Here is a 22,789-nt window from a genome sequence, read left to right as displayed (position 1 = left end):
ACCGTGGCCTTGTCGGTCATCATGTCGGCCACGCGGCCGTCTTCCTCGATCCGGTCGCCGATCTGGACGTGCCAGGCGACGATTTCGGCTTCGGCGATGCCTTCTCCGATGTCGGGGAGGCGGAAAATGAACTTGCCCATCGTGCTTACGCTTTCAGAAGACGATCGACCGCCTCGCCAATGCGGACGGGACCGGGGAAATAGGCCCATTCAAGGCTGTGCGGATAAGGCGTGTCGAAACCCGTCACGCGCTCGATCGGCGCCTCGAGATGATAGAAGCAGCGTTCCTGCACCAGCGCGGAGAGTTCGGCGCCAAAGCCGGAGGTGCGCGTCGCTTCGTGGACGATCAGGCACTTGCCCGTCTTGCGCACCGATTGCTCGATCGTGTCGATATCGAGCGGAACAAGCGTGCGCAGGTCGATGATCTCGGCATCGACGCCCTTTTCGCGCAGTACCGCCTCGGCCACGTGGACCATCGTGCCATAGGCCAGCACCGTCACCGCCTCACCAGGGCGCACAATGCGCGCCTTGCCGAGCGGGATCGAGTAGTACCCTTCGGGCACCGCGCTGTCGGGATGGCGGCTCCACGGCTCCACCGGCTTGTCGTAATAGCCGTTGAAGGGGCCGTTGTAGATGCGCTTCGGCTCGAAGAAGATCACCGGGTCGTTGTCCTCGATCGCGGCGATCAGCAGACCCTTGGCATCGTGCGGGGTGCTGGGCACCACCGTCTTGATCCCGGCGACGTGGGTGAACAGCGCCTCGGGGCTCTGGCTGTGGGTCTGCCCGCCGAAGATGCCGCCGCCGAACGGCGATCGCACCGTCAGCGGGGCGATGAAGCCGCCGGCCGAGCGGTAGCGCAGCCGTGCCGCTTCCGAGACGAGCTGGTCCAGACCCGGATAGATATAGTCGGCGAACTGGATTTCCGGCACCGGGCGCAGGCCATAGGCGCCCATGCCCACGGCCACGCCGATGATCCCGCATTCGCTGATCGGCGTATCGAACACGCGCGTCTTGCCGTACTTCTTCTGCAGGCCTGCCGTCGCGCGGAACACGCCGCCGAAATAGCCGACGTCCTCGCCCATCACGACCACATCGGGATCGCGTTCCATCATCAGGTCGAGCGCGTCATTGATCGCCTCGATCATGTTCAGCCGCCGCGTCGGCGCTTCGGAAAGTGACACGGGCGCTTCCTCGATCATCGGTTCGCTCACCGGCCATTCTCCCGCCAGCTTTCGTCCGACCATTCCGGCCACTTGATCCGCCGTTCGCGGATCGCCTGCTCGCTCTGTTCCCTGAGGTGCCAGGGCAGTTCCTCGAACACGTCCTCGAACATCGTATGGAACGGGTGGTGCAGGCCGTGGCCCAGCACGCCGTTCTTTTCCGCCTCGCGCGTGGCGGCTTTGACCAGATCGACCAGTTCGCGGTCCATCGCCGCGTGCTGTTCCTCCGACCATTCGCCCAGAGCGATCAGATGGCGCAGCAGGCGCGTGACGGGATCGCCCAGCGGCCATTCCTCGCGTTCCTGCGCGGACCGGTATTGGGTGGGATCGTCCGAGGTCGAATGCCCTTCGGCACGGTAGGTGAAATGTTCGATCAGCGTCGGTCCGGCGTTGGCACGGGCGCGGTTCGCGGCCCATTGCGTCGCGGCATAGACCGCCAGCGGATCGTTACCGTCCACGCGCAGCCCGGCGATGCCATAGCCGATGGCCCGCGCGGCAAAGGTGGTCCGTTCCGCCCCGGCAAAGCCCGAGAAGCTGGAAATGGCCCACTGGTTGTTCACGACGTTGAAGATGACCGGCGCGTTGTAAACGGCGGCGAAGGTCATCGCGGAATGGAAATCTCCCTCCGCCGTCGATCCTTCGCCGATCCAGGTGGCAGCAATCCGGGTGTCACCCTTGATCGCGCTGGCCATGGCCCAGCCCACCGCCTGCGGGTATTGCGTGGCGAGGTTGCCGGAGATCGTGAAGAACGCATGCTCCGGCGCCGAATACATGATCGGGAGCTGGCGCCCCTTCAGCTTGTCCGCGCGGTTCGAATAGATCTGGTTGATCATCTCGACCAGCGGATAACCGCGCGTAATCAGGATGCCCTGCTGGCGATAGCTGGGGAACACCATGTCATCGTGCGCCAGCGCCATCGCCGGGGCGATCGAGGTGGCCTCCTCGCCGGTACACTTCATGTAGAAGCTGGTCTTGCCCTGTCGCTGCCCGCGATACATGCGATCGTCGAACGCGCGCGTCAGCGCCATCATGCGGAGCATCCGCCGCAGCGTTTCGGCATCCAGCTTCGGGTTCCAAGGCCCCACCGCGCGGTTCTCGTCATCGAGCACGCGCACGAGATCGAGGCACAGCGGATGCGTTTCGGACGCGGCGCAGCTTTCGTCGGGCCGGGGCTGCGCCCCCGCCGGGGGAACCTTGATGTGGCTATAATCGACCGTGTCACCCGGCCGGAATTTCGGTTCGGGTACGTGTAGCGACAAGGGCGGCAGGTTGCCGTGCCCTTGGGTTCCCGTCGCCCCGGGGGCGCCCGCGTCGGTCATGCTCGCAGATCCAGCATCGATGTCTCTCCCGCACGCTTGAACGCGCGACTCGCGGTCGCGATCCGTCCGGTGCAAAATTACTCAACGATGTTATTTTATTTCAAAGCTGCGCACAAGAGAAACAAGTACGACTTCATGTCACCTCATACCGCGACCGGTGCCGCGATGTGCGCGGCGGGCTGGTAATCGCGCACCACGAAGTCCTCGATGCGGTAGTCGAACATCGAATCCGGCCGGCGCGTGATGTCCAGCCGGGGATCGCCCGCAGGCGTCCGCGCGATCTGCGCCTCCACCAGATCGGCATGGTTGAGGTAGAGATGCACGTCACCGCCCATCCACACCAGTTCACCCGGCTCCAGATCGCACTGCTGCGCCAGCATGCGCAGGAACAGCGCCGCGCCCCACAGGTTGAACGGCAGCCCCAGCGCCACGTCGCAACTGCGCTGATAGAGCAGCCCCGACAGGCGGTTGCCCGAGACGTGGAACTGGTAGGTCTTGTGGCACGGCGGCAGGGCCATGGCGTCAAGCTCGGCCACGTTCCAGCCTTCGACAATATGGCGGCGGCTGCCGGGATTGGTGCGCAGGCTGCGCACGACATCGGCCACCTGGTTGACGCCCTGATCGCGCCGCCGGAACGCGCCCAGGCCGTCCGGCTCATATACCGGCCAGTCGACCCATTGCTTGCCATAGACCGGGCCGAGATCGCCCCACTGCGCGGCGAAGGCTTCGTCAGCGACGATCCGCGCGGAAAAGTCGGCGCGGCTGATCGGATCACCGGTTTCGCGGCGGTAGCGGTCGAGCGGCCAATCGGTCCAGATTTCCACGCCCTGCGCGCAGAGCGCGCGGATATTGGTGTCGCCGGTCAGGAACCACAGGAATTCGCGCGTGGCGGTCTTCCAGAACACGCGCTTGGTGGTCAGCAGGGGGACGCGTCCGTCCGAGAGATCGAACCGCAGTTCGGCGCCGAACACCGATCGCGTGCCGATTCCGGTGCGATCCACCCGCTCGTCGCCCTGTTCCCAGATGCGGCGCATCAGGTCGAGATACTGCCATTCGTAATGCGGCGCTTCGCGCGAAGGCGGGGAATCGGAACGGAGGACGGAAGCCATACGCCGAACCTAGGCCGCGATCGCGGCGGGCGCAAAGGGAGGCTGAATTTTGGCCGGCGAGAATGTGGAAAAACTTTTCGATTGCCCGCTTGCCACCCGTGGAACCGCCGCCTATAGGGCGCGCCTGCCTCGCAGCCGGGTGACCGGCGGCGGATCGGTCGGGGAGTAGCTCAGCCTGGTAGAGCACTGTCTTCGGGAGGCAGGGGCCGGAGGTTCGAATCCTCTCTCCCCGACCATTTCACTTCATTTTTAGCGCGTGAAGCCGCTTTGCGGCGGCGCGGGGCCTCAGCGCCAGCGGCCCGTTTCCATCCAGATCAGATAGCGCCGCAGCGGCAACAGCCAGATCGTGCCCAGCACGATGTAGATCGGCGTCTGCACCAGCACCGGCAGCCTGCCGATCGGCGTCGAAAGCCCGGCCACGATCACGGCATAAACCAGCAGCGCGATGAATAGCGCCAGAATCCCCACAGGCTTGCGCCACGTCGGTTTTGTCTCGCCCGGCTTCATCGATGCTCCTCCCACGGGCCATAGAGCCGTGTCGGCGTGACCACGGCGAGCAAGGGCCGATCATGCGGTTCGCGCGGAAGGTCGTCGGCCAGCTGGCAATCCCAGGCAAGGCCGATCGCCTTCGTTCCGGGGTGCGCTTCCAGCCAGCGATCATAATGCCCGCCGCCCTGACCCAGCCGACCGCCGTCGGCGGTAAAGCCCACCAGCGGCACGAACAGGACATCAGGCACGACGATCGGCGCCGTGTCCGTGGGCTGGAGCGTGCCGTAAGGCCCCGGCTCCAGCAAATCATCGAGGTGGGGGCTGGCCCAGGCGCGAAAGCGCATGGGCGCTGCACGCGTGGCGAAGTGGGGCAGGGCGATAGTGTGGCCGGCATCGTGGAAGAACCGGGCGTAGCCACCTGCCGGCGCCTCTTCCGCGTTGGCCATGTAGAGGCCCACGGCCTGCCCCGGCTGCACCAGATCGGCCACGGGGCGTGGTGGCCGCATCAGCATCAGCGCGCGCACGCGCGGGTCCAGCGCGGCGACATGCGCGCGGCGCGCGGCGCGCAGTTCCTTGCGCAAGGCCGTCTTGGCCATGGCGGTTTCAGCGGGGGAAGGCGGTTGGGTCATGGACGGGGATGGGGGTGACGGGTCCACCATGGGTCGGTTTCCGGGAAAATCCTCTGACGCCTCAACGTCAGGTGGGGACCATGTACCACTGGCCAGGGCCAGGGCAGGGACAGCCCCCGTGGATTGCTTATAGCCTCAGGGATGTTTCATGCGGCTCGTGCCGGGCAGATCCCGTCGCCCCTGATGTAGGGCGTCCGTGCCCCGGGCTCAAGATGGCTGTTCGATCTGCTGCGCCAGTTTTTCCACGCGCTCGGCCAGCGCCTGCACCCGCGCGACCACGCTGGCGGGCGCTTCGGCGGGAGGGGCCTCCCCGGCAGGAGGAGGCGCCTTGCGGTGCTCCTCGTGCAGCTCATCGGCCAGGAACAGCGCGGCATAGAGCATCATGCGCGATTCGCTCTGTCCGGCGGCCGCGCCCAGCTTGCGCACGCGCTCGTCGATCATCCGCCCCAGCATTTCGAGATGCGCTTCCTCGCCCTCGGCGCAGGCGACAGTGAACGGGCGGCCCCCGATCTGGAGCGATACGTTGCTCATTTGGGAATGCCTGCCAGCAGCAGATCGAGCTGTTGCAGCTCTTCCGCCACCTTGTCCTTCAGCTTGCGATGCCGGGTTTTCAAGGCCTTCAGTTCAACGGTGGCCTCACTTTCGGCGCAAGCGGCCGTGCGCAGCGCGACGACTCCCGCTTCCAGCCGGCCCAAGGCTTGCTCGATCTGGTCGAGCGCTGCGTTCAATGCTTCGGTCGCCATGAACAAGCGCTAGCATAAATGGTTGGCGTCGCAATATATCGCGGGAATTGTTCCCCAACTGTATCATTGTGCGACCGTTCGCTTGACCTGCAACGGTCCCGTGATCAAAGAGGCCCCGCTCCGAATCATCAGGAATTCGCGCGATGGCGCGACAGGGAAGGGCCTTTTTCAAGCGATGACACGCGATCCCTCCGCGCTGGCTCCCATGGCCAACGCGATCCGTGCGCTTGCCATGGACGCGGTTCAGGCAGCCAATTCAGGCCATCCCGGAATGCCCATGGGCATGGCCGACGTCGCCACCGTGCTGTGGACGCAGTTCCTTAAGCACGATCCGTCCCAGCCGAAATGGTCCGATCGTGACCGTTTCGTGCTGTCGGCCGGCCACGGGTCGATGCTGATCTACGCGCTGCTGCACCTGACCGGGTACGAAGCGCCGACGATGGACGACATCCGCAACTTCCGGCAGATGACCAGCCCCTGCGCCGGGCACCCGGAAAACTTCCTGCTCGAAGGCGTGGAATGCACTACCGGCCCGCTGGGGCAGGGCCTGGCCATGGCCGTGGGCATGGCGATGGCCGAGCGCCATCTCAACGCCACGTTCGGCGATGACCTGGTCGATCACCGAACCTGGGTGGTGGCGGGCGATGGTTGCCTGATGGAAGGCATCAACCACGAGGCGATCGGCCTTGCCGCCACGCTGAAGCTTGGCCGTCTCAACGTGCTGTGGGACGACAACAAGATAACTATCGACGGCGATACCTCGCTGTCGACGAGCGAGGACATCCTTGCCCGCTATGCCGCCACGGGATGGCATGTCGGTTCGTGCGACGGGCACGATTTCGCCGACATCGCCCGCGCGCTGACGGAAGCCGCTGCCGATCCGCGCCCCTCGCTGGTCGCCTGCCGCACGATCATCGGCAAGGGTGCGCCCAACAAGCAGGGTAGCCACAGCGTGCATGGTGCGGCACTGGGTGCCGACGAAATCGCCGCCGCGCGCGAATACCTCGGCTGGACGGCGGCGCCGTTCGAAATTCCGGCGGACATCCTTGCAAACTGGCGCGCTGCCGGCGCGGCGGGCAAGACCGCCCGCACGGACTGGGAAGCCCGCGCCGCCAGCCATCCGCAGGCCGCCGAACTCGCCCGCCGCATGGCCGGCGAACTGCCCGCCGAGACCGGCTTCGACGCCTATATCCAGTCGCTGATCGCCAACCCGCCTAAGGTCGCGACCCGCAAGGCCAGCGAAATGGCGCTGGAAGCCCTGACCGCCGCGATTCCCGAAATGGTCGGCGGCTCGGCGGATCTGACCGGTTCGAACAACACCAAGACCAAGTCGACCGCGCCGTTCAACGCGGACAATTACGCCGGCCGCTACGTCTATTACGGCATCCGCGAATTCGGCATGGCCACCGCGATGAACGGCATGGCGCTGCACGGCGGCGTGATCCCCTATGGCGGCACGTTCCTGGTGTTCTCGGACTACTGCCGTAACGCGGTGCGCCTCTCGGCGCTCCAGCATCAGCGCGTGGTCTATGTGTTCACGCACGATTCGATCGGCCTGGGCGAAGACGGCCCGACCCACCAGCCGGTCGAGCACGTCATGTCGTTGCGCATGATCCCGAACCTGCTGGTGTTCCGGCCGGCCGACGCCATCGAAACGGCGGAAGCCTGGGCGATCGCGCTGGCCAAAAAGGATCGCCCCACCGTCCTCGCGCTCACCCGCCAGAACCTGCCGCCGCTGCGGTTCGATACCGAGATGAAGAGCGCGAAGGGCGCCTATCGCCTCGTTTCCGCCGAAGCCGCGCGCAAGGTCGTGCTGCTGGCAACCGGTTCGGAAGTCGCGCTTGCCAAGGACGTGGCCGCCACGCTCGAAGCGCAGGGCATCGGCGCCGATGTCGTTTCGGTCCCGTGCTGGGAACTGTTCGACGAACAGGACGCCGCCTACCGCACCGACCTGCTACCGGCCGATGTGCTGAAGGTATCGATCGAGGCCGGCGTCACGCTGGGCTGGCAGAAATATGTCGGCGATGGCCTGACCATCGGCATGGACACGTTCGGCGCCTCCGCTCCGGCCGAAGTGCTGTTCGATCACTTCGGCTTTGCGGTCGACAAGATCGTTCCCAAGATTCTTTCACGAATTTCGTAATTTATCAGGAGAAGCTGACATGGCGATCAAGGTTGCGATCAACGGTTTCGGACGTATCGGGCGCAATGTCGCGCGCGCCATCCTCGAACGGCCTGACTGCGGCCTTGAACTCGTGTCGATCAACGACCTGGCCGATGCCAAGGCCAACGCGCTGCTGTTCAAGCGCGACAGCGTCCACGGCGCTTTCTCGGGCGATGTCTCCGTCGACGGCAGCGATCTGATCGTCAACGGCAAGCGCATCCAGGTGACGGCCGAGAAAGACCCGGCCAACCTGCCGCACGCCGCCAACGGCATCGACATCGCGCTGGAATGCACCGGTTTCTTCACCGATCGCGCCGGCGGCCAGAAGCACCTCGACGCGGGCGCGAAGCGTGTGCTGATCTCGGCTCCGGCCAAGGGTGTAGACCTCACCGTCGTGTTTGGCGTGAACCACGACAAGCTGACCGCCGATCACAAGATCGTCTCGAACGCCTCGTGCACCACCAACTGCCTCGCGCCGATGGCCAAGGTGCTGCATGAATCGATCGGCATCGAGCGTGGCCTGATGACCACGATCCATTCGTACACCAACGACCAGAAGATCCTCGACCAGATACACAAGGACCCGCGCCGCGCCCGCGCCGCCGCGATGAACATGATCCCCACCAGCACCGGCGCCGCCGTGGCCGTGGGCGAGGTTCTGCCCGATCTCAAGGGCAAGCTCGACGGTTCGTCGATCCGCGTGCCGACCCCGAACGTCTCGGTCGTGGACCTGACCTTCACGCCGAAGCGCGATACCACGGTCGAGGAAGTGAACGGCTTGCTCAAGGCCGCCGCCGAAGGCGCGCTGAAGGGCGTGCTGGGCTTCACCGACGAACCGCTGGTCTCGATCGACTTCAACCACGATCCGCACTCGTCGACGATCGACAGCCTCGAAACCGCGGTGCTCGAAGGGAAGCTGGTGCGCGTGCTTTCGTGGTACGACAACGAATGGGGCTTCTCGAACCGGATGCTCGATACCGCCGGCGTGATGGGGAAGCTGCTCTAGTCAAGTATCGTATCCACCCCCGTTCGGTTCGAGCCCTGAGCGCCCGCCCTGCGGGCAGTCGAAGGGCTCGACACGAACGGGGGTGAGCGCTTGAGGCGATGACGCGAGGACCGAAGAATGACCGTGTTCAAGACGCTGGACGATATCGGTGATGTTTCCGGCAAGGCCGTGCTGGTCCGCGAGGATCTGAACGTGCCCATGGCCGACGGCGCGGTGACCGACGACACCCGCCTGCGCGCGGCGGTGCCGACGCTGACCGAGCTGTCCGACAAGGGCGCCGTGGTGCTGGTTCTCGCCCACTTCGGCCGCCCCAAGGGCCAGCCTTCGGCAGAGTTCTCGCTGAAGCAGGTCGTTGCGTCGCTCGCGCACGTGCTGGGCCGCCCGGTCAAGTACGTGGACTGGGAAGGCGACAAGGCCACCGTCTCGGCGCTGCAACCCGGTGACATTGCCGTGCTGGAGAACACCCGCTTCTTCGGTGGCGAGGAAAAGAACGATCCCGCCGTGGTCGAACGCTTTGCCAGCCTTGGCGATCTCTACGTGAACGATGCCTTTTCCGCCGCGCACCGCGCCCACGCGTCCACCGAGGGGCTGGCGCACGTTCTCCCGGCCTTTGCCGGCCGCGCGATGCAGGCCGAGCTTGAGGCGCTGGAAAAGGCGCTGGGCAATCCGCAGTCGCCGGTCGCGGCCGTGGTCGGCGGGGCCAAGGTTTCGACCAAGCTCGATGTGCTCAAGCACTTGGTCGGCAAGGTCGATCACCTCATCATCGGCGGCGGCATGGCCAACACCTTCCTCGCCGCGCGCGGCGTGGACGTGGGCAAATCGCTGTGCGAGCATGACCTTACCGGCACCGCCGAGGAAATCCTCGACAATGCCGACAAGGCCAACTGCACCGTCCACCTGCCTTACGATGTGGTGGTGTCGAAGGAATTCGCCGCCAATCCGCCCAGCCTGCGCACCTGCAACGTGCACGAAGTCGCCGCGGACGAGATGATTCTCGATGTCGGCCCGGCCGCGGTCGAGGCGTTGGCCGACGTGCTCAAGACCTGCCGCACACTGGTCTGGAACGGTCCGCTGGGCGCGTTCGAGACCGAACCGTTCGACGCGGCCACGGTTGCGCTGGCGAAGACCGCCGCCGCGCTGACCCGCGAAGGATCGCTGATCTCGGTGGCGGGCGGGGGCGATACCGTCGCCGCGCTGAATCACGCGGGCGTCGGTGGCGACTTCAGCTACGTGTCGACCGCCGGCGGCGCTTTCCTCGAATGGATGGAAGGCAAGGAACTGCCAGGCGTCGCCGCGCTCGGCCGGTAAACCTTTTCCAAGGCGTTCGTTGCAAGACGGACGCCTTTTCAAATGAAGTTTGTGCATAGGTATGCGCTTTTGAAAATCCTTGGATTTCCGAAGGCGCCACAGGACAGGATGGGATCATGAACGTCACTGAAATGACCGCCAAGATGGCTTCCGGCAAGGGCTTCATCGCCGCGCTCGACCAGAGCGGCGGTTCGACGCCCAAGGCGCTCAAGGGCTATGGCATCGAGGAAGGCGCGTGGAGCACGGACGAGGAAATGTTCGGCCTGATCCACCAGATGCGCACGCGCATCATCACTTCGGCTGCGTTCACCGGCGAAAAGGTGATCGGCGCGATCCTGTTCGAACGCACGATGGACGGCGATGCCGGCGGCAAGCCCGTTCCCGCCGCGCTGATCGAACGCGGCGTGGTGCCCTTTATCAAGATCGACAAGGGGCTTGAGGACGAAAAGGACGGCGTCCAGCTGATGAAGCCGATGCCCGAGCTCGATGCGCTGCTCGAACGCAGCAAGGCGCTGGGCGTCTATGGCACCAAGGAACGTTCGGTGATCAATTCGGCCAACCCGGCCGGGATCGCCGCCGTGGTCAAGCAGCAGTTCGAAGTCGGCAAGCAGGTGCTCGCGCATGGCATGATGCCGATCATCGAACCCGAAGTGAACATCAAGAGCGAGACCCGCGCTGCGTGCGACACGATCCTGCTCGCGGAAATCCTCAAGAACCTGGACGAACTGCCCGAAGGCACGCAGGTCATGCTCAAGCTGTCCCTGCCGATCGTGCCGGGCACGTTCGATCCGCTCGTTGCCCATCCCAAGGTGCTGCGCGTCGTCGCGCTGTCGGGCGGCTACAAGCGCCCCGAAGCCTGCGTCGAACTGGCGAAGAACGCGGGGATCATCGCCAGCTTTAGCCGTGCGCTGCTCGAAGACCTTCGCCATCAGATGACCGACGCGGAATTCGATGCCTCGCTGGCCGGCGCCATTGACGAAATCTTTACGGGTTCGACCGTCAAGTCCGCCTGACGATCTATCGATTGCAGAGGATGGGAAAGGCCGCCCCTCGCCCCGCAAAGCGGGGGAGGGGCGTCTTGCTGTCGGGAGACCGATAGCCGGGGAGAAGCCATGACCGGACCGGCACGTTCATCGTCCACCTTTGCCTATCATCGCGGCGTGGCGCCCATGGCGTGGGTGCTGTTCGGGCTGGCGTCGATCGAGCTTGTCGTGGTCCATCTTCTCGTTGCGCTGCGCTGGCCATGGCTGGCCTGGCCACTGACCGCGCTGACCGCGGCGTCTCTCGCCTGGATCGTGCGGTGGATACGGTCGATGGCGCGGCTACCCCATGTGCTTGCCGAAGGGAGCTTGCTGCTCCGCGCCGGTTCGCTGCGGCAGATCAGCGTGCCGCTGGGTGCTATTGCGGTTGTGCGCAGAAGCTGGCCGTCGGGCGCGCACAAGGAAGCGGGTGTGCGCAATCTCGTGCCCCTGGCCTATCCGAACCGGATGCTGGTGCTCTCGCCGCCGCTGGCGGATCGGCGCCCGGTTCATGCGGTCATGATCAGGCTTGATGATCCCGCCGCTTTCGATGCCGTGCTGGCCGCGCAGGGCGTGCGTTTCGAAGATTGACCTTGTGATTGCCGCCGCCCCGCAACGGCGGTAGAGCGCGCCGATGACGCAACCCGCCAGCGAACTGTATCTCATCTCCCCGCTCGATGTCTCGGGCACCTTTCCCGAACGGCTGGTCCGCGCGCTGGACGCCGGGCCGGTCGCCGCGTTCCAGTTCCGCGTCAAGGACGTGGACGATCATGCCGCCGCGCGGCTGGCCGAACCGCTCCAGCGTATCTGCGCCGACCGCGACGTGGCGTTCATCGTCAACGATTCGGTCAGCCTGGCCAAGCGGCTCGGTGCCGATGGGGTTCATCTGGGCCAGAAGGACGGCGATCCGCAGGAAGCGCGCCAGCGCCTGGGGCGTGACGCGCAGATCGGCGTGACCTGCCACGCCAGCCGCCACCTCGCCATGGAAGCGGGCGAGGCCGGGGCGGACTACGTCGCGTTCGGCGCATTCTTCCCCAGCACCACCAAGGAAACCGAGCACCGTCCCGAACCGGACCTGCTGACCTGGTGGTCCACCCTGTTCGAACTGCCCTGCGTCGCCATCGGTGGCATCACCGCCGCCAATTGCGCGCCGCTGGTCACAGCGGGCGCCGATTTCCTCGCGGTGAGTCACGCCGTGTGGGGCGGGGACGAGGCGCAGGGCGTGCGCGACCTGCTGGCGGCCATCGCAGCCGCGCCCCGGCGTGAAGAAGACGAATAAGCAGCGAACACCGTTCCGCGCTTGACCCAACGCAAGGCGCGGGCGCACGTAGCACGCCAATGACCGGGAATCCGAAGGGCGCGTGGGCCCTGGCGGACATGGGGTACGGTGCGTGGGACGGAAGCGCTGGCTGGTCTGGATCGTGGTGGTACTGCTGCTGGCGGGCGCTATAGCCGGCGGACTCGCGTGGCGGGCCCGGCCACCCGCGGTGGAGGTCGCCAAGGCGCGGATCGGGCCGGCGGCGGACCTCGTCTATGCCACCGGCTATGTCGAGGCTCAGCAGCCGGTATCGGTCGCCGCCCGCATCACCGCGCCAGTGGCGCAAGTGCTCGTGTCCGAAGGGGACCGGGTGCGGCGCGGCCAGCCGCTGGTTCTCCTTGTCGATGACGAACAACGCGGCCTGCTCGATCAGGCGGCGGCGCAGCGGCGCGCGGCCGAGGAAACCGAACGCCGGACGGTAACGCTCTATCGCCAGGGCTGGATGACCCGCGCCGCGCGCGATCAGGCCGTCGCCAGCGCCGATGCAGCCCGCGCCGGCGAACGCACCGCTGTTGCCCGGCGCGACCAGCTTGTCGTGCGCGCCAATACCGACGGCGTGGTTACCAAGCGCGATGTCGAGCCGGGCGATCTCGCCACGCCCACGCGCGTGCTGATCCTGCTGGGCGATCCGGCGCGCATCCGCATCACCGCGACCGTGGACGAACGCGACATCACCCGGGTCCGCGTCGGCCAGGACGCGCTGATGTCCAGCGACGCCTGGCCCGGCCGCGTGATCCATGCCCGCGTCCATGAAGTCACCCCGAGCGGCGATCCCAACGCCCGCGCCTTCCGCGTGCGCCTGCTGCCCGAAAGCGCGGGCGACCTGCCGCTGGGCATCACGCTGGAGGTCAACGTCGTCACGCGCAGCACGCAACGCGCGGTGCTGGTGCCGGCTACCGCGCTTTCCGGCGATCGCCTGTGGGTGGTGACGGACGGACAGGTCCACGCCCGCACGGTGCGGCGCGGGATCGAGGCCAACGACATGGTGGAGATCGTGAGCGGGCTGCGCGCGGGCGAGACGGTGGTCGTCGCCCCGCCCGCCGACCTCGCGGAAGGACGGAAGGTCAGGATCAAGACCCCGTGATCGGCCGCCTGCTCCTGCTGCTGCACATCGCCTCGCGCCACCTGCTGATGCGGCAGCGGCAAACGCTGGTGGCGACCAGCGGCGTGGCGGTGGGCGTCGGATTCTTCCTGGCGGTGTCGGCGCTGATGGTCGGCAGCCAGGCCGACTTCGTGCGGCAATTGATCGACGTGGCCCCGCACATCATCATTTCCGACGAATTGCGCAGCCCGGCGCCGCAGCCGGGGCGGCGCGCCTTTCCCGACGGCGCCGTGGTGCTGCACGGCTACAAGGTCCGCAACGAGGTGCGCGGTATCAAGGACTGGCAGGCGGTGATGGCCAGCGCCGCCGCCATCCCCGGCGCGGTCGTCTCGCCCAGCCTTTCGGGTGCGGTCACGCTGCGGCTTGGCGGGCGCGAGGAGCCGCTGGGCGTGATCGGCATCGATCCCGCGCTGGAATCCCGCGTCAGCACCATTTCCGACAAGCTGCGCGCCGGGCATCTCGACGATCTGGAGCGCGTGCAGGGTGGCGTTATCATCGGCGAGGAACTGGCCAGCCGGCTCGGCCTCAACATGGGCGACATCGTCGGCGCGACGGCGGCATCGGGCACCACGCGCTCGCTGCGCATCGTCGGCCTGGTCAAGAAGGGCAATTCGCAGCTCGGCTCGTCCAACGGCTACATGCTGCTGCGCGAGGCGCAATCGCTGCTCGGCCGCCCGTTCATCATCAACCGCATCGGCATCAAGCTGAGCGATCCCTATACCGCGCAGGATGTCGCCCGCACGCTGGAGCAACGCTATGGCTACAAGGCGGAAAGCTGGCAGGAACGCTCGTCCGATTTCCTCTCGCTGTTGGTGACGCGCAACATCATCATGTACACCGTGGTTTCCGCGATCCTGCTGGTGGCGAGCTTCGGCATCTACACCGCCGTTTCCAACAGCGTGGCCGACAAGCGGCGCGACATCGCGATCCTGCGGTCGATGGGCTTTTCGGAAGCGGACCTGCAGATCGTATTCGTCGTCGAAGGGCTTGCGCTGGCGGTGATCGGCGTGCTGCTGGGCTGGTTGCTCGGCTATGCGCTGATGAGCATTCTCGGTTCGCTGCGCTTTTCCATCGGGGGCGAGGACCAGTCGATCCCGATCGACCGCAGTCCCCGGCAATACCTGATCGCAGCGGCGGCCTCGCTGCTGGCGGGCGGCGTGGCGGCGTGGCTGCCCGCGCGCAAATCGGCCAAGGTCGATCCCGTGGACATCCTGCGGGGGGCGATGTGAACGCGCCCGCCCCGGACCGGCCCGTCCTTGTCGCCGAAGGACTTACCCGTCGGCTGCCGGTCGATCCCCCGGTGACGCTGGTGGACGGCGCGGACCTTGCCATCCAGCCCGGGTGCTTCACCGCCATCGTCGGGCCTTCGGGCTGCGGCAAGTCGTCGCTGCTGTACCTGCTGGGCCTGATCGACCGGCCTACGCAGGGACGGCTGCTGTTCGAAGGACGAGACATGACGCCGCTTTCGGGCGACGAGCGTGCGCGCATCCGGCTCGAACACTTCGGCTTCGTGTTCCAGTTCCATTTCCTGCTGCCCGAATTCAACGCGCTGGAAAACGTGATGCTGCCGATCCGCCGGCTCGGGAAGCTGTCCAGCGCCGAGGCCGATGCGCGCGCGCGGACGCTGCTCGCTGACGTGGGCCTGGGCGAAAAGGTGCTGAAGTCCCCCGACAAGCTCTCCGGCGGCGAACGCCAGCGCGTCGCCATCGCGCGCGCATTGGCCAACGATCCCGCGCTGATCCTGGGCGACGAGCCGACCGGCAATCTCGATTCCACCAATTCGGCGCGCGTGGTCGACCTGTTCCGCACGTTGGCGCACGAACAGGGCCGGGCGGTGGTCTGCGTCACCCACGATACCGGCATTGCCGAAGTGGCTGATGTGCGCGTGACGATGCTCGACGGGCGAGTCGAGGAAGTGCGCCGTCAACATGGGGGTCAGCATGAGGGCCAGCACGGCTAACGGCGCCCCGCTTTCCTAATCCGCCGCACCATGCCAAACAGGGCCTGCGAAGTCCGCGCGGGGAAGGGGCGATCCTTTCCGCTGGACCGGGTCAACTTTGTCAACTTCGTCAGGAAAAGGCGGAGTTTCCTGAACGGAGATCGAGCATGAGCGCAGGCGAATCGGGCACGGGGCCGGTCCGGGAACTGACCCTGCGCGGCGTGGTCCTTGGCGCGGTGCTGACGGTCGTGTTCACGGCGGCCAACGTCTATCTTGGCCTGCGCATCGGGCTGACGTTCGCCACCTCGATCCCGGCCGCGGTGATTTCCATGGCCGTACTGCGGCTGCTTTCGGGCGCGACGATCCAGGAAAACAATATCGTCCAGACGATCGCCAGCTCCGCCGGCACGCTTTCGGCCATCGTGTTCGTGCTGCCGGGCCTGGTCATGATCGGGTGGTGGACGGGCTTTCCCTATTGGGAATCCGTCGCGGTGATCGCGGTCGGCGGCATCCTGGGCGTGATGTATTCGGTGCCGCTGCGCCGCGCGCTGGTGACCGGATCGGACCTGCCCTATCCCGAAGGCGTGGCCGCGGCGGAAGTGCTCAAGGTCGGCGCGGGTGTCGGTGGCGCGGAAGAAAACCGGCGCGGGCTGGCGGCGGTGATGCGCGGGGCGCTGCTGGCGGCGCTCTATCCGCTGCTCGCCAAGCTCAAGCTGGTGGCGGAGGAAGCCTCGACCCTGATCCGCGTCGGCGCGGGCGGCACCGCGTTCGGCGGCGGACTGTCGATGGCGCTCGTCGGGGTCGGGCATCTCGTCGGGTTGGCAGTGGGCATCGCCATGCTGGTGGGCATCGTCATCAGCTTCGGCGTGCTGCTGCCGGTGTTGACCGCCGGCGGCCCCCCGACGGGGACCGAACTCGCCGATTTCATCTCCACCGTGTTCCGCCAGCGCATCCGCTTCGTCGGCGCGGGGGCCATCGGCGTGGCGGCGATCTGGACGCTGCTGCGGGTGATCGGCCCGATCGTGCGCGGCGTGGCCGGAGCCATCGCCGCCAGCCGGGCGCGCAAGCAGGCGGGCTACGCCTCGCTGGACCTGACCGAGCGCGACCTGCCGATCGGCCTGGTGGGCGGCACGATCCTGCTGTCGATGGTGCCGATCGCGCTGTTGCTGGCCGATTTCGCGGCCGGCGGCCCGGTCGCTGAATCGCTGGGGATCGGGCTGGCGGCCGCCGTGCTCTATGTGCTGGTCGCCGGCATCTTCATCGCTTCGGTTTGCGGCTATATGGCCGGGCTGATCGGCGCGTCGAACAGCCCGATCTCGGGCGTTGGCATCCTCGCCGCCCTGGGCATCTCGCTGATCCTGCTGGCGCTGTACGGGCGGGGCGGGGATGCGGCGGCAACCAAGGCGCTTGTCGCCTTCGCGCTGTTCGTCACCGCGATCGTGTTCGGCGTGGCCACGATTTCCAACGACAACCTGCAGGATCTCAAGACCGGCCAGCTTGTCGGGGCGACGCCATGGCGTCAGCAAGTCGCGCTCGTGCTGGGCGTGCTGTTCGGCGCGCTGGTGATCCCGCCCATCCTTGATCTGCTCAACGGCACCTTCGGGTTCCTTGGCGCGCCGGGGGCGGGCGAAAACGCGCTGGCGGCGCCGCAGGCCGCGCTGATCTCCACCATCGCGCAAGGCGTGCTGGGCGGCAGCCTCGATTGGAACCTCGTGGGTCTGGGCGCGGCGATCGGCGTGGTGGCGCTGGCGGTCGATGGCGCGCTGCGCCGGTCGGGCCGTGGTGCCTTACCGCCGCTCGCGGTCGGCATGGGCATGTACCTGCCCACGCAGACCACCGGGATGGTCGTGATCGGCGCGATCCTGGGCCATCTCTACAACCGCTGGGCCGCGCGGCAGGCCGATCCGGAACTGGCCGAACGCATGGGCGTGCTGACCGCCACCGGCCTGATCGTTGGCGATGGCCTGTTCAACATTGCCTATGCCGCGATCGTGGCTGCCACCAACGACCCCGATTCGCTGGCGATCGTTCACGCAAACCCCGTGGCCATGCCGCTGGGCATTGCGGTGTTTGGCGGGCTGGTGGGCTATGCCTACTGGCGGATGCGGCGCGATGGCGCCGCCCGCTGATCCGGGTCAGATGTCAGAGTTGCCGCTGTCGGACCCGGACGAATCATCGCCCGCGTCGACGCCTGTCGGCGTGCCGGCGTGGATGCAGCGTGGCCCGATGAACTCGCCTGCCGCATCGATCTGCCGGGCCATCGCGCGGTTGTTCAACTGATAGCGCCGGCCTTTCAGCGGGCCGCTCGTCATCGTCAGGATACGGCCGAACAGCGCGTAGGTGCCGCGCTTTCCGTCGGCCATCTGGTAGCTCGAATCCGGAATTGCGCGGAAGCTGTCGTCGGGCAGCGCGGTCGGCTGCATTTCGGCATCGCCCGGCAGTTCGCAGATCCAGCGCCCGCGCAGCAAGGTGTGGATCGGGCCGCCCGGAACCGCCTCAACCGGAGCCGTGACGACAAGCGAGCCGATCACGGCGAGCGAGGCAGGGAAAAGACGACGGTTCATGATGGATATCGCGCTAGCACGCGGCTGCCGCTTGAAGCAATCGGCCACAGCGGCTAAGGCGCGCGCTTCCCTACTCACGGTAAGGCTCTTTCCATCATGAAGATCAGCGGCGTGGACATCCGTCCGGGCAATATCCTGGAATACGAAAAGGGCATCTGGAAAGTTGCCAAGACCCAGCACACCCAGCCCGGCAAGGGCGGTGCCTTCATGCAGGTCGAGATGAAGAACCTCATCGACGGCCGCAAGACCAACGTCCGCTTCCGCAGCGCCGACACGGTCGAGCGCGTCCGCCTCGATACCAAGGATTTCCAGTTCCTTTATGCCGAAGGCGACGACCTGGTGTTCATGGACGTGGAAACCTACGACCAGATCACGCTGCCCAGCGATCTTCTCGGCGATGCCGCCGCGTTCCTGCAGGACGGCATGACCGTGCTGCTCGAAATGTACGACGAACGCCCGATCTCGGTGCAGTTGCCCGAACAGGTCGAAGCCACGATCGTCGAAGCCGACGCCGTGGTGAAGGGCCAGACCGCCTCTTCGAGCTACAAGCCCGCAATCCTCGACAACGGGGTGCGCGTGATGGTGCCGCCGCACATCGAAAGCGGCACGCGCATCGTCGTGGACGTGTACGAACGTTCCTACGTCGGCAAGGCGGGCTGATCCGCGATGGCCGCAATTTCCGGACTGATCCGCGTGATGGAACGTGCCGCCCGCAAGGCCGGCACGCGCCTGCGCCGTGACTTTGGCGAAGTCGAACATCTCCAGGTCAGCCGCAAGGGGCCGGCCGACTTCGTGTCCAAGGCGGATCAGGCCGCCGAACGGACGATCTGGGACGAACTGCGCCAGGCGCGGCCGGACTGGGGCTTCCTGATGGAGGAAGGCGGCGAGATCGCGGGCGAGCCCGGCAAGCCGCGCTTCATCGTCGACCCGCTCGACGGCACCAGCAACTTCCTCCACGGCATCCCGCATTTCGCGATCTCGATCGCGGTGCAGGAACCGACGCTGGACGGCAGGGGCTGGGGCGAAGTGACCGCCGGCATCGTCTATCAGCCCGTGACCGACGAGAGCTTCTGGGCCGAAAAGACCCGGGGCGCATGGTTGCAGGACCGCCGCCTGCGCGTTTCGGCGCGCCGCCATCTGGACGAGGCGCTGATCGCCACCGGCGTTCCCTTCGCGGGCCGGGGCGACATGGGCGAATGGACCCGCATCTACCACGAGCTTGGCCCGCGCGTGGCCGGCATCCGTCGCTTCGGCGCGGCTTCGCTGGATCTCGCGTGGGTGGCCGCCGGCCGCTTTGACGGGTTCTGGGAAAGCAGCCTGCAACCGTGGGACAGCGCGGCCGGATGCTTGCTGGTGCGCGAAGCCGGCGGTTTCGTTTCGGACTACAAGGGCCGTTCGCTGCCGATCTGCGACGAAACCGTCCTGGCCGGCAACGATGCGCTCCATTCCAAGCTGCACAAGCTGGTGGCTGGCGCGCTCAAGGCTCGCTGACCGGCGCGTCTAAATTTTGCACATTGGCTCTGGCTTGCCGGGGAACAGCGCCCTATAGGGCGCCTTCGTTCTCCGGCAAGGCCGGGGTTTCGTCGAACGCGCGGGCGTGGCGGAATGGTAGACGCATGGCACTTAAAATGCCTCGGGCGAAAGCCCATGCCGGTTCGAGTCCGGCCGCCCGTACCACACTACTGAAAGCGAGGGAGCCTCAGCGCTCCCCCCTCAACACTCCCGACTCAACACTCCTCGCCGACAAGGCGCCGGCCGTTGCGCATGACCGGCGGCGCGGTGCGCGCGGGCCGCTCGCCCAGGATGCGCAGCAGCGACAGGGCGATCCGCACCTCGGCGAAATCGTCGCCGCGCCCTTCGGACACCATCGCCGCCTCGCTCTCGAAGCCGCCGTCGCGCAAGTGCCGGGCGGCCGCCTGCCGCGCGGTGTCGATCGTTGCTGCGTCCGTCATGATCCGTCCTGTCCTGTTGCCGTGTCAATGCTGAGGTCGATGTGGTGGCCGATGTGGGGTGTGGGCCCGGCATTGCCACAAAGCATTTCTTCGGGGCCAGGAAAGGACGTTTGCACCGGCCCCGCCCGGCGATAGAGTGGCGCGATGACGTTCCGCTCCCTGCTGGCGCTCGGCGCCGCCGCTCTTTGTATCCCCGCCGCCGTCCAGGCTGCCGCGCCCGATCTGCGCGCGGAAATCGCTGCCGATCTGCCGGGGCTGCTGCAGACTTACCGCAACCTGCACGCGCACCCGGAACTGAGCTTCCAGGAAGTGAAGTCCGCCGCGCAACTGGCCGCCGCCGCGCGCAAGGCGGGGTTCGAGGTGACGGAGAAAGTGGGCCGCACCGGCGTCGTCGCGGTACTGCGCAACGGCCCCGGCCCGACCGTGCTGATCCGCGCCGACATGGACGGGCTGCCGGTGGTCGAACAGACCGGGCTGCCCTTCGCCTCGAAGGATCGCGGCACGTCCACCGCTGGCGTCGAAAGCGGGATCATGCACGCCTGCGGGCACGACACGCACATGACCGCGTGGATGGAAGTGGCCAAGCTGATGGCCGCGCACCGCGATGCGTGGTCGGGCACGCTGGTGATGATCGGGCAACCGGCGGAGGAAATCGGCCTCGGCGCGCGCGCGATGCTGGCCGACGGCCTGTTCACCCGCTTTCCCAAGCCCGATTTAGCGCTGGCGTTCCACGATACCGGCGATCTGCCGTCGGGCGTGATCGGGGTGACGCCGGGCTATGCGCTGGCCAATGTCGACAGCGTGGACATCACGGTGAAGGGGCTCGGCGGGCACGGCGCCTATCCGCAGACCACGAAAGACCCGATCGTGCTGGCCAGCGCCATCGTCATGCGCCTGCAGACGCTGATCAGCCGCGAGAACAGCCCGTTCGAGCCGGGCGTGGTCACTGTCGGCAGCTTCCATGCCGGCGCCAAGCACAACATCATCCCCGACGAGGCGAGGCTCCAGCTCACCGTGCGCAGCTACAGCGATGAACAGCGCAAGCTGCTGCTCGACGGCATCCGCCGCATCGCGGCGGGCGAGGCGATGGCGTCAGGCGTGCCGCAGGACCGGATGCCGGTGGTCTCGGTGCTCGATCCCTATACCCGCGCAACGTTCAATCCGCCCGCGTTCAGCCAGCGGGTGTTGGCCGACATGAAGCGGCAGTTTGGCGATACGGGCGCGGTGCAGACGCCGCCGGTGATGGCGGGCGAGGATTTCGGCGAGTTCTGGCGCGCCGATCCTGACCGCATGGGCGCGACGATCTTCTGGGTCGGCGGCCGCCCGGCCAGCGAACTGGAAGCGGCAAAGCGGGAGGGAAGGGCGCTGCCATCGCTGCACAGTCCGTTCTGGGCACCTGAGGCCGACAAGGTCATCGCCGCTGGCGCGGAAGCGCTGGCCAGCGAGGCGATGCGGCTGATGCCCAAGGGGTGACGGCGAGGAGCGTTGCGGCGATCACACGGCTTGCGTTCCTGATACGTTCCCGTTAAGCGCAGGCCATGGCCAAACCCAAGCGCCGCTATGTCTGCCAGTCCTGCGGCAGCGTTTCACCCCGCTGGCAGGGGCAATGCGCCGATTGCGGCGAATGGAACACGCTGGTGGAGGAAGCGCCGGAGACGGTGTTTTCGGCGAGGCATGACCTGTCGAGCGGCGGTCGGCTGGTCTCGTTCGTCTCGCTCGATCAGCCGGTCAAGCTGCCGGAGCGGCGCAAGACCGGCCTTGCCGAATTCGACCGCGCGCTCGGTGGCGGGCTGGTGCCGGGATCGGCGATCCTGATGGGCGGCGATCCGGGAATCGGCAAGTCCACGCTGCTGCTGCAGGCGGCCGCATGCATCGCGCTGGCGGGCGCAGAGGCGGTCTATATCAGCGGCGAGGAAGCGTCCGACCAGGTGCGCCTGCGCGCCGACCGGCTCGGATTGGGCAATGCGCCGATCCGGCTCGCGTCCAATACCTCGGTGCGTGACATCCTGACGACTCTGGGCGGCATGAAGCCGCCGGCGCTGCTGGTGATCGATTCGATCCAGACGATGCATTCGGACCAGATCGAAGGCGCGCCAGGCACGGTCAGCCAGGTGCGCGGCTGTGCGTTCGAACTGATTCGCTATGCCAAGGAGAACGGCGTCGCGCTGGTGCTGGTGGGCCATGTCACCAAGGACGGCTCGATCGCCGGCCCGCGCGTGCTGGAACACATGGTCGACGTGGTGATGAGCTTCGAGGGCGAACGCAGCCACCAGTACCGCATCCTGCGCGCGCTGAAGAACCGCTTCGGCGCGGTGGACGAGATCGGCGTTTTCGCGATGGCGGGGGCAGGGCTGGAGGAGATCGGCAACCCCTCCATGCTGTTCCTTTCCGGCCGGGACGAACCGGTGCCGGGCAGTTCGGTGTTCCCCGCGCTGGAAGGGACGCGGCCGGTGCTGGTGGAGATCCAGGCGCTTACCGTGCGCCTCGCCAGCGGGGCCACGCCGCGGCGCGCGGTGGTGGGCTGGGACAGCGGACGGCTGGCCATGCTGCTGGCCGTACTGGAAGCGCGGTGCGGGCTGAATTTCTCCGCAGCCGAAGTCTATCTCAACGTGGCGGGCGGCTATCGCCTGACCGATCCCGCTGCCGATCTCGCGGTGGCGGCGGCGCTGGTTTCGGCGCTGGCCGACCGGCCGCTGCCGGCGCAGGCGGCTTGGTTCGGCGAAATATCGCTGGCGGGCGAGGTCCGGCCCGTGGCGCACAGCTCCATCCGGCTCAAGGAAGCCGCGAAACTGGGCTTTTCCCGCGCCTATGGCCCTGATGGCAGCATCGAGAAGGTGGCCGGTCTCAGCTATGCGCCGTTGCGGTTGCTGCCAAATCTCGTTGACCGGATTGTGGGCGGCTCCTAATTT

Annotated in this window: 24 protein-coding genes and 2 tRNA genes; 16 read left to right on the top strand and 10 right to left on the bottom strand. The window is 66.8% G+C overall.

Annotated elements, in window-relative coordinates:
• From B3547_RS00760 to thyA, 4 genes are all read right to left on the bottom strand, one after another.
• A partial coding sequence (locus B3547_RS00760; RefSeq protein WP_292959595.1) for a biotin/lipoyl-containing protein occupies positions 1-140 on the bottom strand: 140 nt, incomplete at its 3' end.
• Positions 141-145: 5 nt separating this feature from the next.
• Positions 146-1,198: an alpha-ketoacid dehydrogenase subunit beta gene (locus B3547_RS00755; RefSeq protein WP_124807648.1), complete on the bottom strand. Its 1,053-nt coding sequence runs from the start codon at positions 1,196-1,198 to the stop codon at positions 146-148.
• A gap of 8 nt (positions 1,199-1,206) precedes the next feature.
• Positions 1,207-2,538 (bottom strand): 3-methyl-2-oxobutanoate dehydrogenase (2-methylpropanoyl-transferring) subunit alpha, encoded by a 1,332-nt coding sequence (locus tag B3547_RS00750; RefSeq protein WP_125955681.1) that lies wholly within the window; start codon positions 2,536-2,538, stop codon positions 1,207-1,209.
• Positions 2,539-2,681: 143 nt separating this feature from the next.
• Complete coding sequence (thyA, locus tag B3547_RS00745) at positions 2,682-3,647, bottom strand: thymidylate synthase (protein ID WP_292959591.1); 966 nt, start codon at positions 3,645-3,647, stop codon at positions 2,682-2,684.
• 159 nt (positions 3,648-3,806) lie between these two features.
• Between thyA and B3547_RS00740 the strand changes: the two genes are divergently transcribed.
• Positions 3,807-3,883, top strand: a tRNA-Pro gene (locus B3547_RS00740).
• A 49-nt stretch (positions 3,884-3,932) separates the two neighbouring features.
• Here B3547_RS00740 and B3547_RS00735 read toward each other — a convergent pair.
• The 4 genes from B3547_RS00735 to B3547_RS00720 all read right to left on the bottom strand — a co-directional run bounded on the left by B3547_RS00735 (position 3,933) and on the right by B3547_RS00720 (position 5,508).
• Complete coding sequence (locus B3547_RS00735) at positions 3,933-4,154, bottom strand: DUF2842 domain-containing protein (RefSeq protein ID WP_292959590.1); 222 nt, start codon at positions 4,152-4,154, stop codon at positions 3,933-3,935.
• Entirely contained in the window at positions 4,151-4,732 is a 582-nt protein-coding gene (locus B3547_RS00730) for a 5-formyltetrahydrofolate cyclo-ligase (protein WP_292959589.1), read from the bottom strand. The genes B3547_RS00735 and B3547_RS00730 overlap by 4 nt, the downstream gene beginning before the upstream one ends.
• A gap of 240 nt (positions 4,733-4,972) precedes the next feature.
• A complete protein-coding gene (locus tag B3547_RS00725) occupies positions 4,973-5,296 on the bottom strand; it encodes a cell division protein ZapA (RefSeq protein ID WP_292959588.1) in 324 nt (107 codons plus the stop codon).
• A complete protein-coding gene (locus B3547_RS00720) occupies positions 5,293-5,508 on the bottom strand; it encodes a hypothetical protein (protein ID WP_292959587.1) in 216 nt (71 codons plus the stop codon). Before B3547_RS00720 ends, B3547_RS00725 begins: the two co-directional genes overlap by 4 nt.
• Before the next feature lie 175 nt (positions 5,509-5,683).
• On the opposite strand from B3547_RS00720, the gene tkt reads away from it, so the two are divergent.
• From tkt to B3547_RS00670, 10 genes are all read left to right on the top strand, one after another.
• Positions 5,684-7,651 carry a transketolase gene (gene tkt, locus B3547_RS00715; RefSeq protein ID WP_292959586.1) on the top strand — a complete coding sequence of 656 codons (1,968 nt, stop codon included), beginning with the start codon at positions 5,684-5,686 and terminating at the stop codon, positions 7,649-7,651.
• A 19-nt stretch (positions 7,652-7,670) separates the two neighbouring features.
• The gene (gap, locus tag B3547_RS00710) at positions 7,671-8,678 is read left to right on the top strand and encodes a type I glyceraldehyde-3-phosphate dehydrogenase (protein ID WP_292959585.1); all 1,008 of its coding nucleotides are present in this window, start codon (positions 7,671-7,673) and stop codon (positions 8,676-8,678) included.
• Positions 8,679-8,795: 117 nt separating this feature from the next.
• Positions 8,796-9,986: a phosphoglycerate kinase gene (locus B3547_RS00705; protein WP_292959584.1), complete on the top strand. Its 1,191-nt coding sequence runs from the start codon at positions 8,796-8,798 to the stop codon at positions 9,984-9,986.
• Positions 9,987-10,102: 116 nt separating this feature from the next.
• Positions 10,103-10,999, top strand: coding sequence for a fructose bisphosphate aldolase (locus B3547_RS00700; protein ID WP_292959583.1), 897 nt, complete (start codon positions 10,103-10,105; stop codon positions 10,997-10,999).
• 99 nt (positions 11,000-11,098) lie between these two features.
• Complete coding sequence (locus B3547_RS00695; RefSeq protein ID WP_292959582.1) at positions 11,099-11,596, top strand: hypothetical protein; 498 nt, start codon at positions 11,099-11,101, stop codon at positions 11,594-11,596.
• A gap of 43 nt (positions 11,597-11,639) precedes the next feature.
• Complete coding sequence (thiE, locus tag B3547_RS00690) at positions 11,640-12,284, top strand: thiamine phosphate synthase (protein ID WP_125955661.1); 645 nt, start codon at positions 11,640-11,642, stop codon at positions 12,282-12,284.
• 112 nt (positions 12,285-12,396) lie between these two features.
• Complete coding sequence (locus tag B3547_RS00685) at positions 12,397-13,407, top strand: efflux RND transporter periplasmic adaptor subunit (RefSeq protein ID WP_292959581.1); 1,011 nt, start codon at positions 12,397-12,399, stop codon at positions 13,405-13,407.
• Positions 13,404-14,654, top strand: coding sequence for an ABC transporter permease (locus B3547_RS00680; RefSeq protein ID WP_125955657.1), 1,251 nt, complete (start codon positions 13,404-13,406; stop codon positions 14,652-14,654). Before B3547_RS00685 ends, B3547_RS00680 begins: the two co-directional genes overlap by 4 nt.
• Positions 14,651-15,385 (top strand): ABC transporter ATP-binding protein, encoded by a 735-nt coding sequence (locus B3547_RS00675; protein ID WP_292959580.1) that lies wholly within the window; start codon positions 14,651-14,653, stop codon positions 15,383-15,385. Before B3547_RS00680 ends, B3547_RS00675 begins: the two co-directional genes overlap by 4 nt.
• Before the next feature lie 146 nt (positions 15,386-15,531).
• Positions 15,532-17,493 (top strand): OPT family oligopeptide transporter, encoded by a 1,962-nt coding sequence (locus tag B3547_RS00670; protein ID WP_292959579.1) that lies wholly within the window; start codon positions 15,532-15,534, stop codon positions 17,491-17,493.
• Between the two features lie 6 nt (positions 17,494-17,499).
• On the opposite strand, the gene B3547_RS00665 is transcribed toward B3547_RS00670, so the two are convergent.
• On the bottom strand, positions 17,500-17,928 hold the full coding sequence (locus B3547_RS00665; protein WP_292959578.1) for a hypothetical protein: 429 nt from the start codon (positions 17,926-17,928) through the stop codon (positions 17,500-17,502).
• Positions 17,929-18,024: 96 nt separating this feature from the next.
• On the opposite strand from B3547_RS00665, the gene efp reads away from it, so the two are divergent.
• The 3 genes from efp (at position 18,025) to B3547_RS00650 (ending at position 19,605) form a co-directional block, all read left to right on the top strand.
• Positions 18,025-18,588, top strand: coding sequence for an elongation factor P (efp, locus tag B3547_RS00660; protein WP_124807343.1), 564 nt, complete (start codon positions 18,025-18,027; stop codon positions 18,586-18,588).
• 6 nt (positions 18,589-18,594) lie between these two features.
• Positions 18,595-19,419 carry an inositol monophosphatase family protein gene (locus B3547_RS00655; protein ID WP_292959577.1) on the top strand — a complete coding sequence of 275 codons (825 nt, stop codon included), beginning with the start codon at positions 18,595-18,597 and terminating at the stop codon, positions 19,417-19,419.
• Positions 19,420-19,519: 100 nt separating this feature from the next.
• Positions 19,520-19,605, top strand: a tRNA-Leu gene (locus tag B3547_RS00650).
• Positions 19,606-19,655: 50 nt separating this feature from the next.
• On the opposite strand, the gene B3547_RS00645 is transcribed toward B3547_RS00650, so the two are convergent.
• Positions 19,656-19,880 (bottom strand): hypothetical protein, encoded by a 225-nt coding sequence (locus B3547_RS00645; RefSeq protein ID WP_292959576.1) that lies wholly within the window; start codon positions 19,878-19,880, stop codon positions 19,656-19,658.
• A 144-nt stretch (positions 19,881-20,024) separates the two neighbouring features.
• Between B3547_RS00645 and B3547_RS00640 the strand changes: the two genes are divergently transcribed.
• Positions 20,025-21,353, top strand: coding sequence for an amidohydrolase (locus B3547_RS00640; protein ID WP_292959575.1), 1,329 nt, complete (start codon positions 20,025-20,027; stop codon positions 21,351-21,353).
• 65 nt (positions 21,354-21,418) lie between these two features.
• Positions 21,419-22,786, top strand: a complete 1,368-nt coding sequence (gene radA, locus B3547_RS00635) for a DNA repair protein RadA (protein WP_124807347.1) — start codon at positions 21,419-21,421, stop codon at positions 22,784-22,786.
• Positions 22,787-22,789 lie beyond the last annotated feature (3 nt).

It is taken from the genome of Novosphingobium sp. UBA1939 (assembly GCF_002336885.1).
Lineage (GTDB): Bacteria > Pseudomonadota > Alphaproteobacteria > Sphingomonadales > Sphingomonadaceae > Novosphingobium.
The sequence above is the reverse complement of the archived record's forward strand: the minus strand, read 5'-3'. Positions and strand labels throughout refer to the sequence as shown.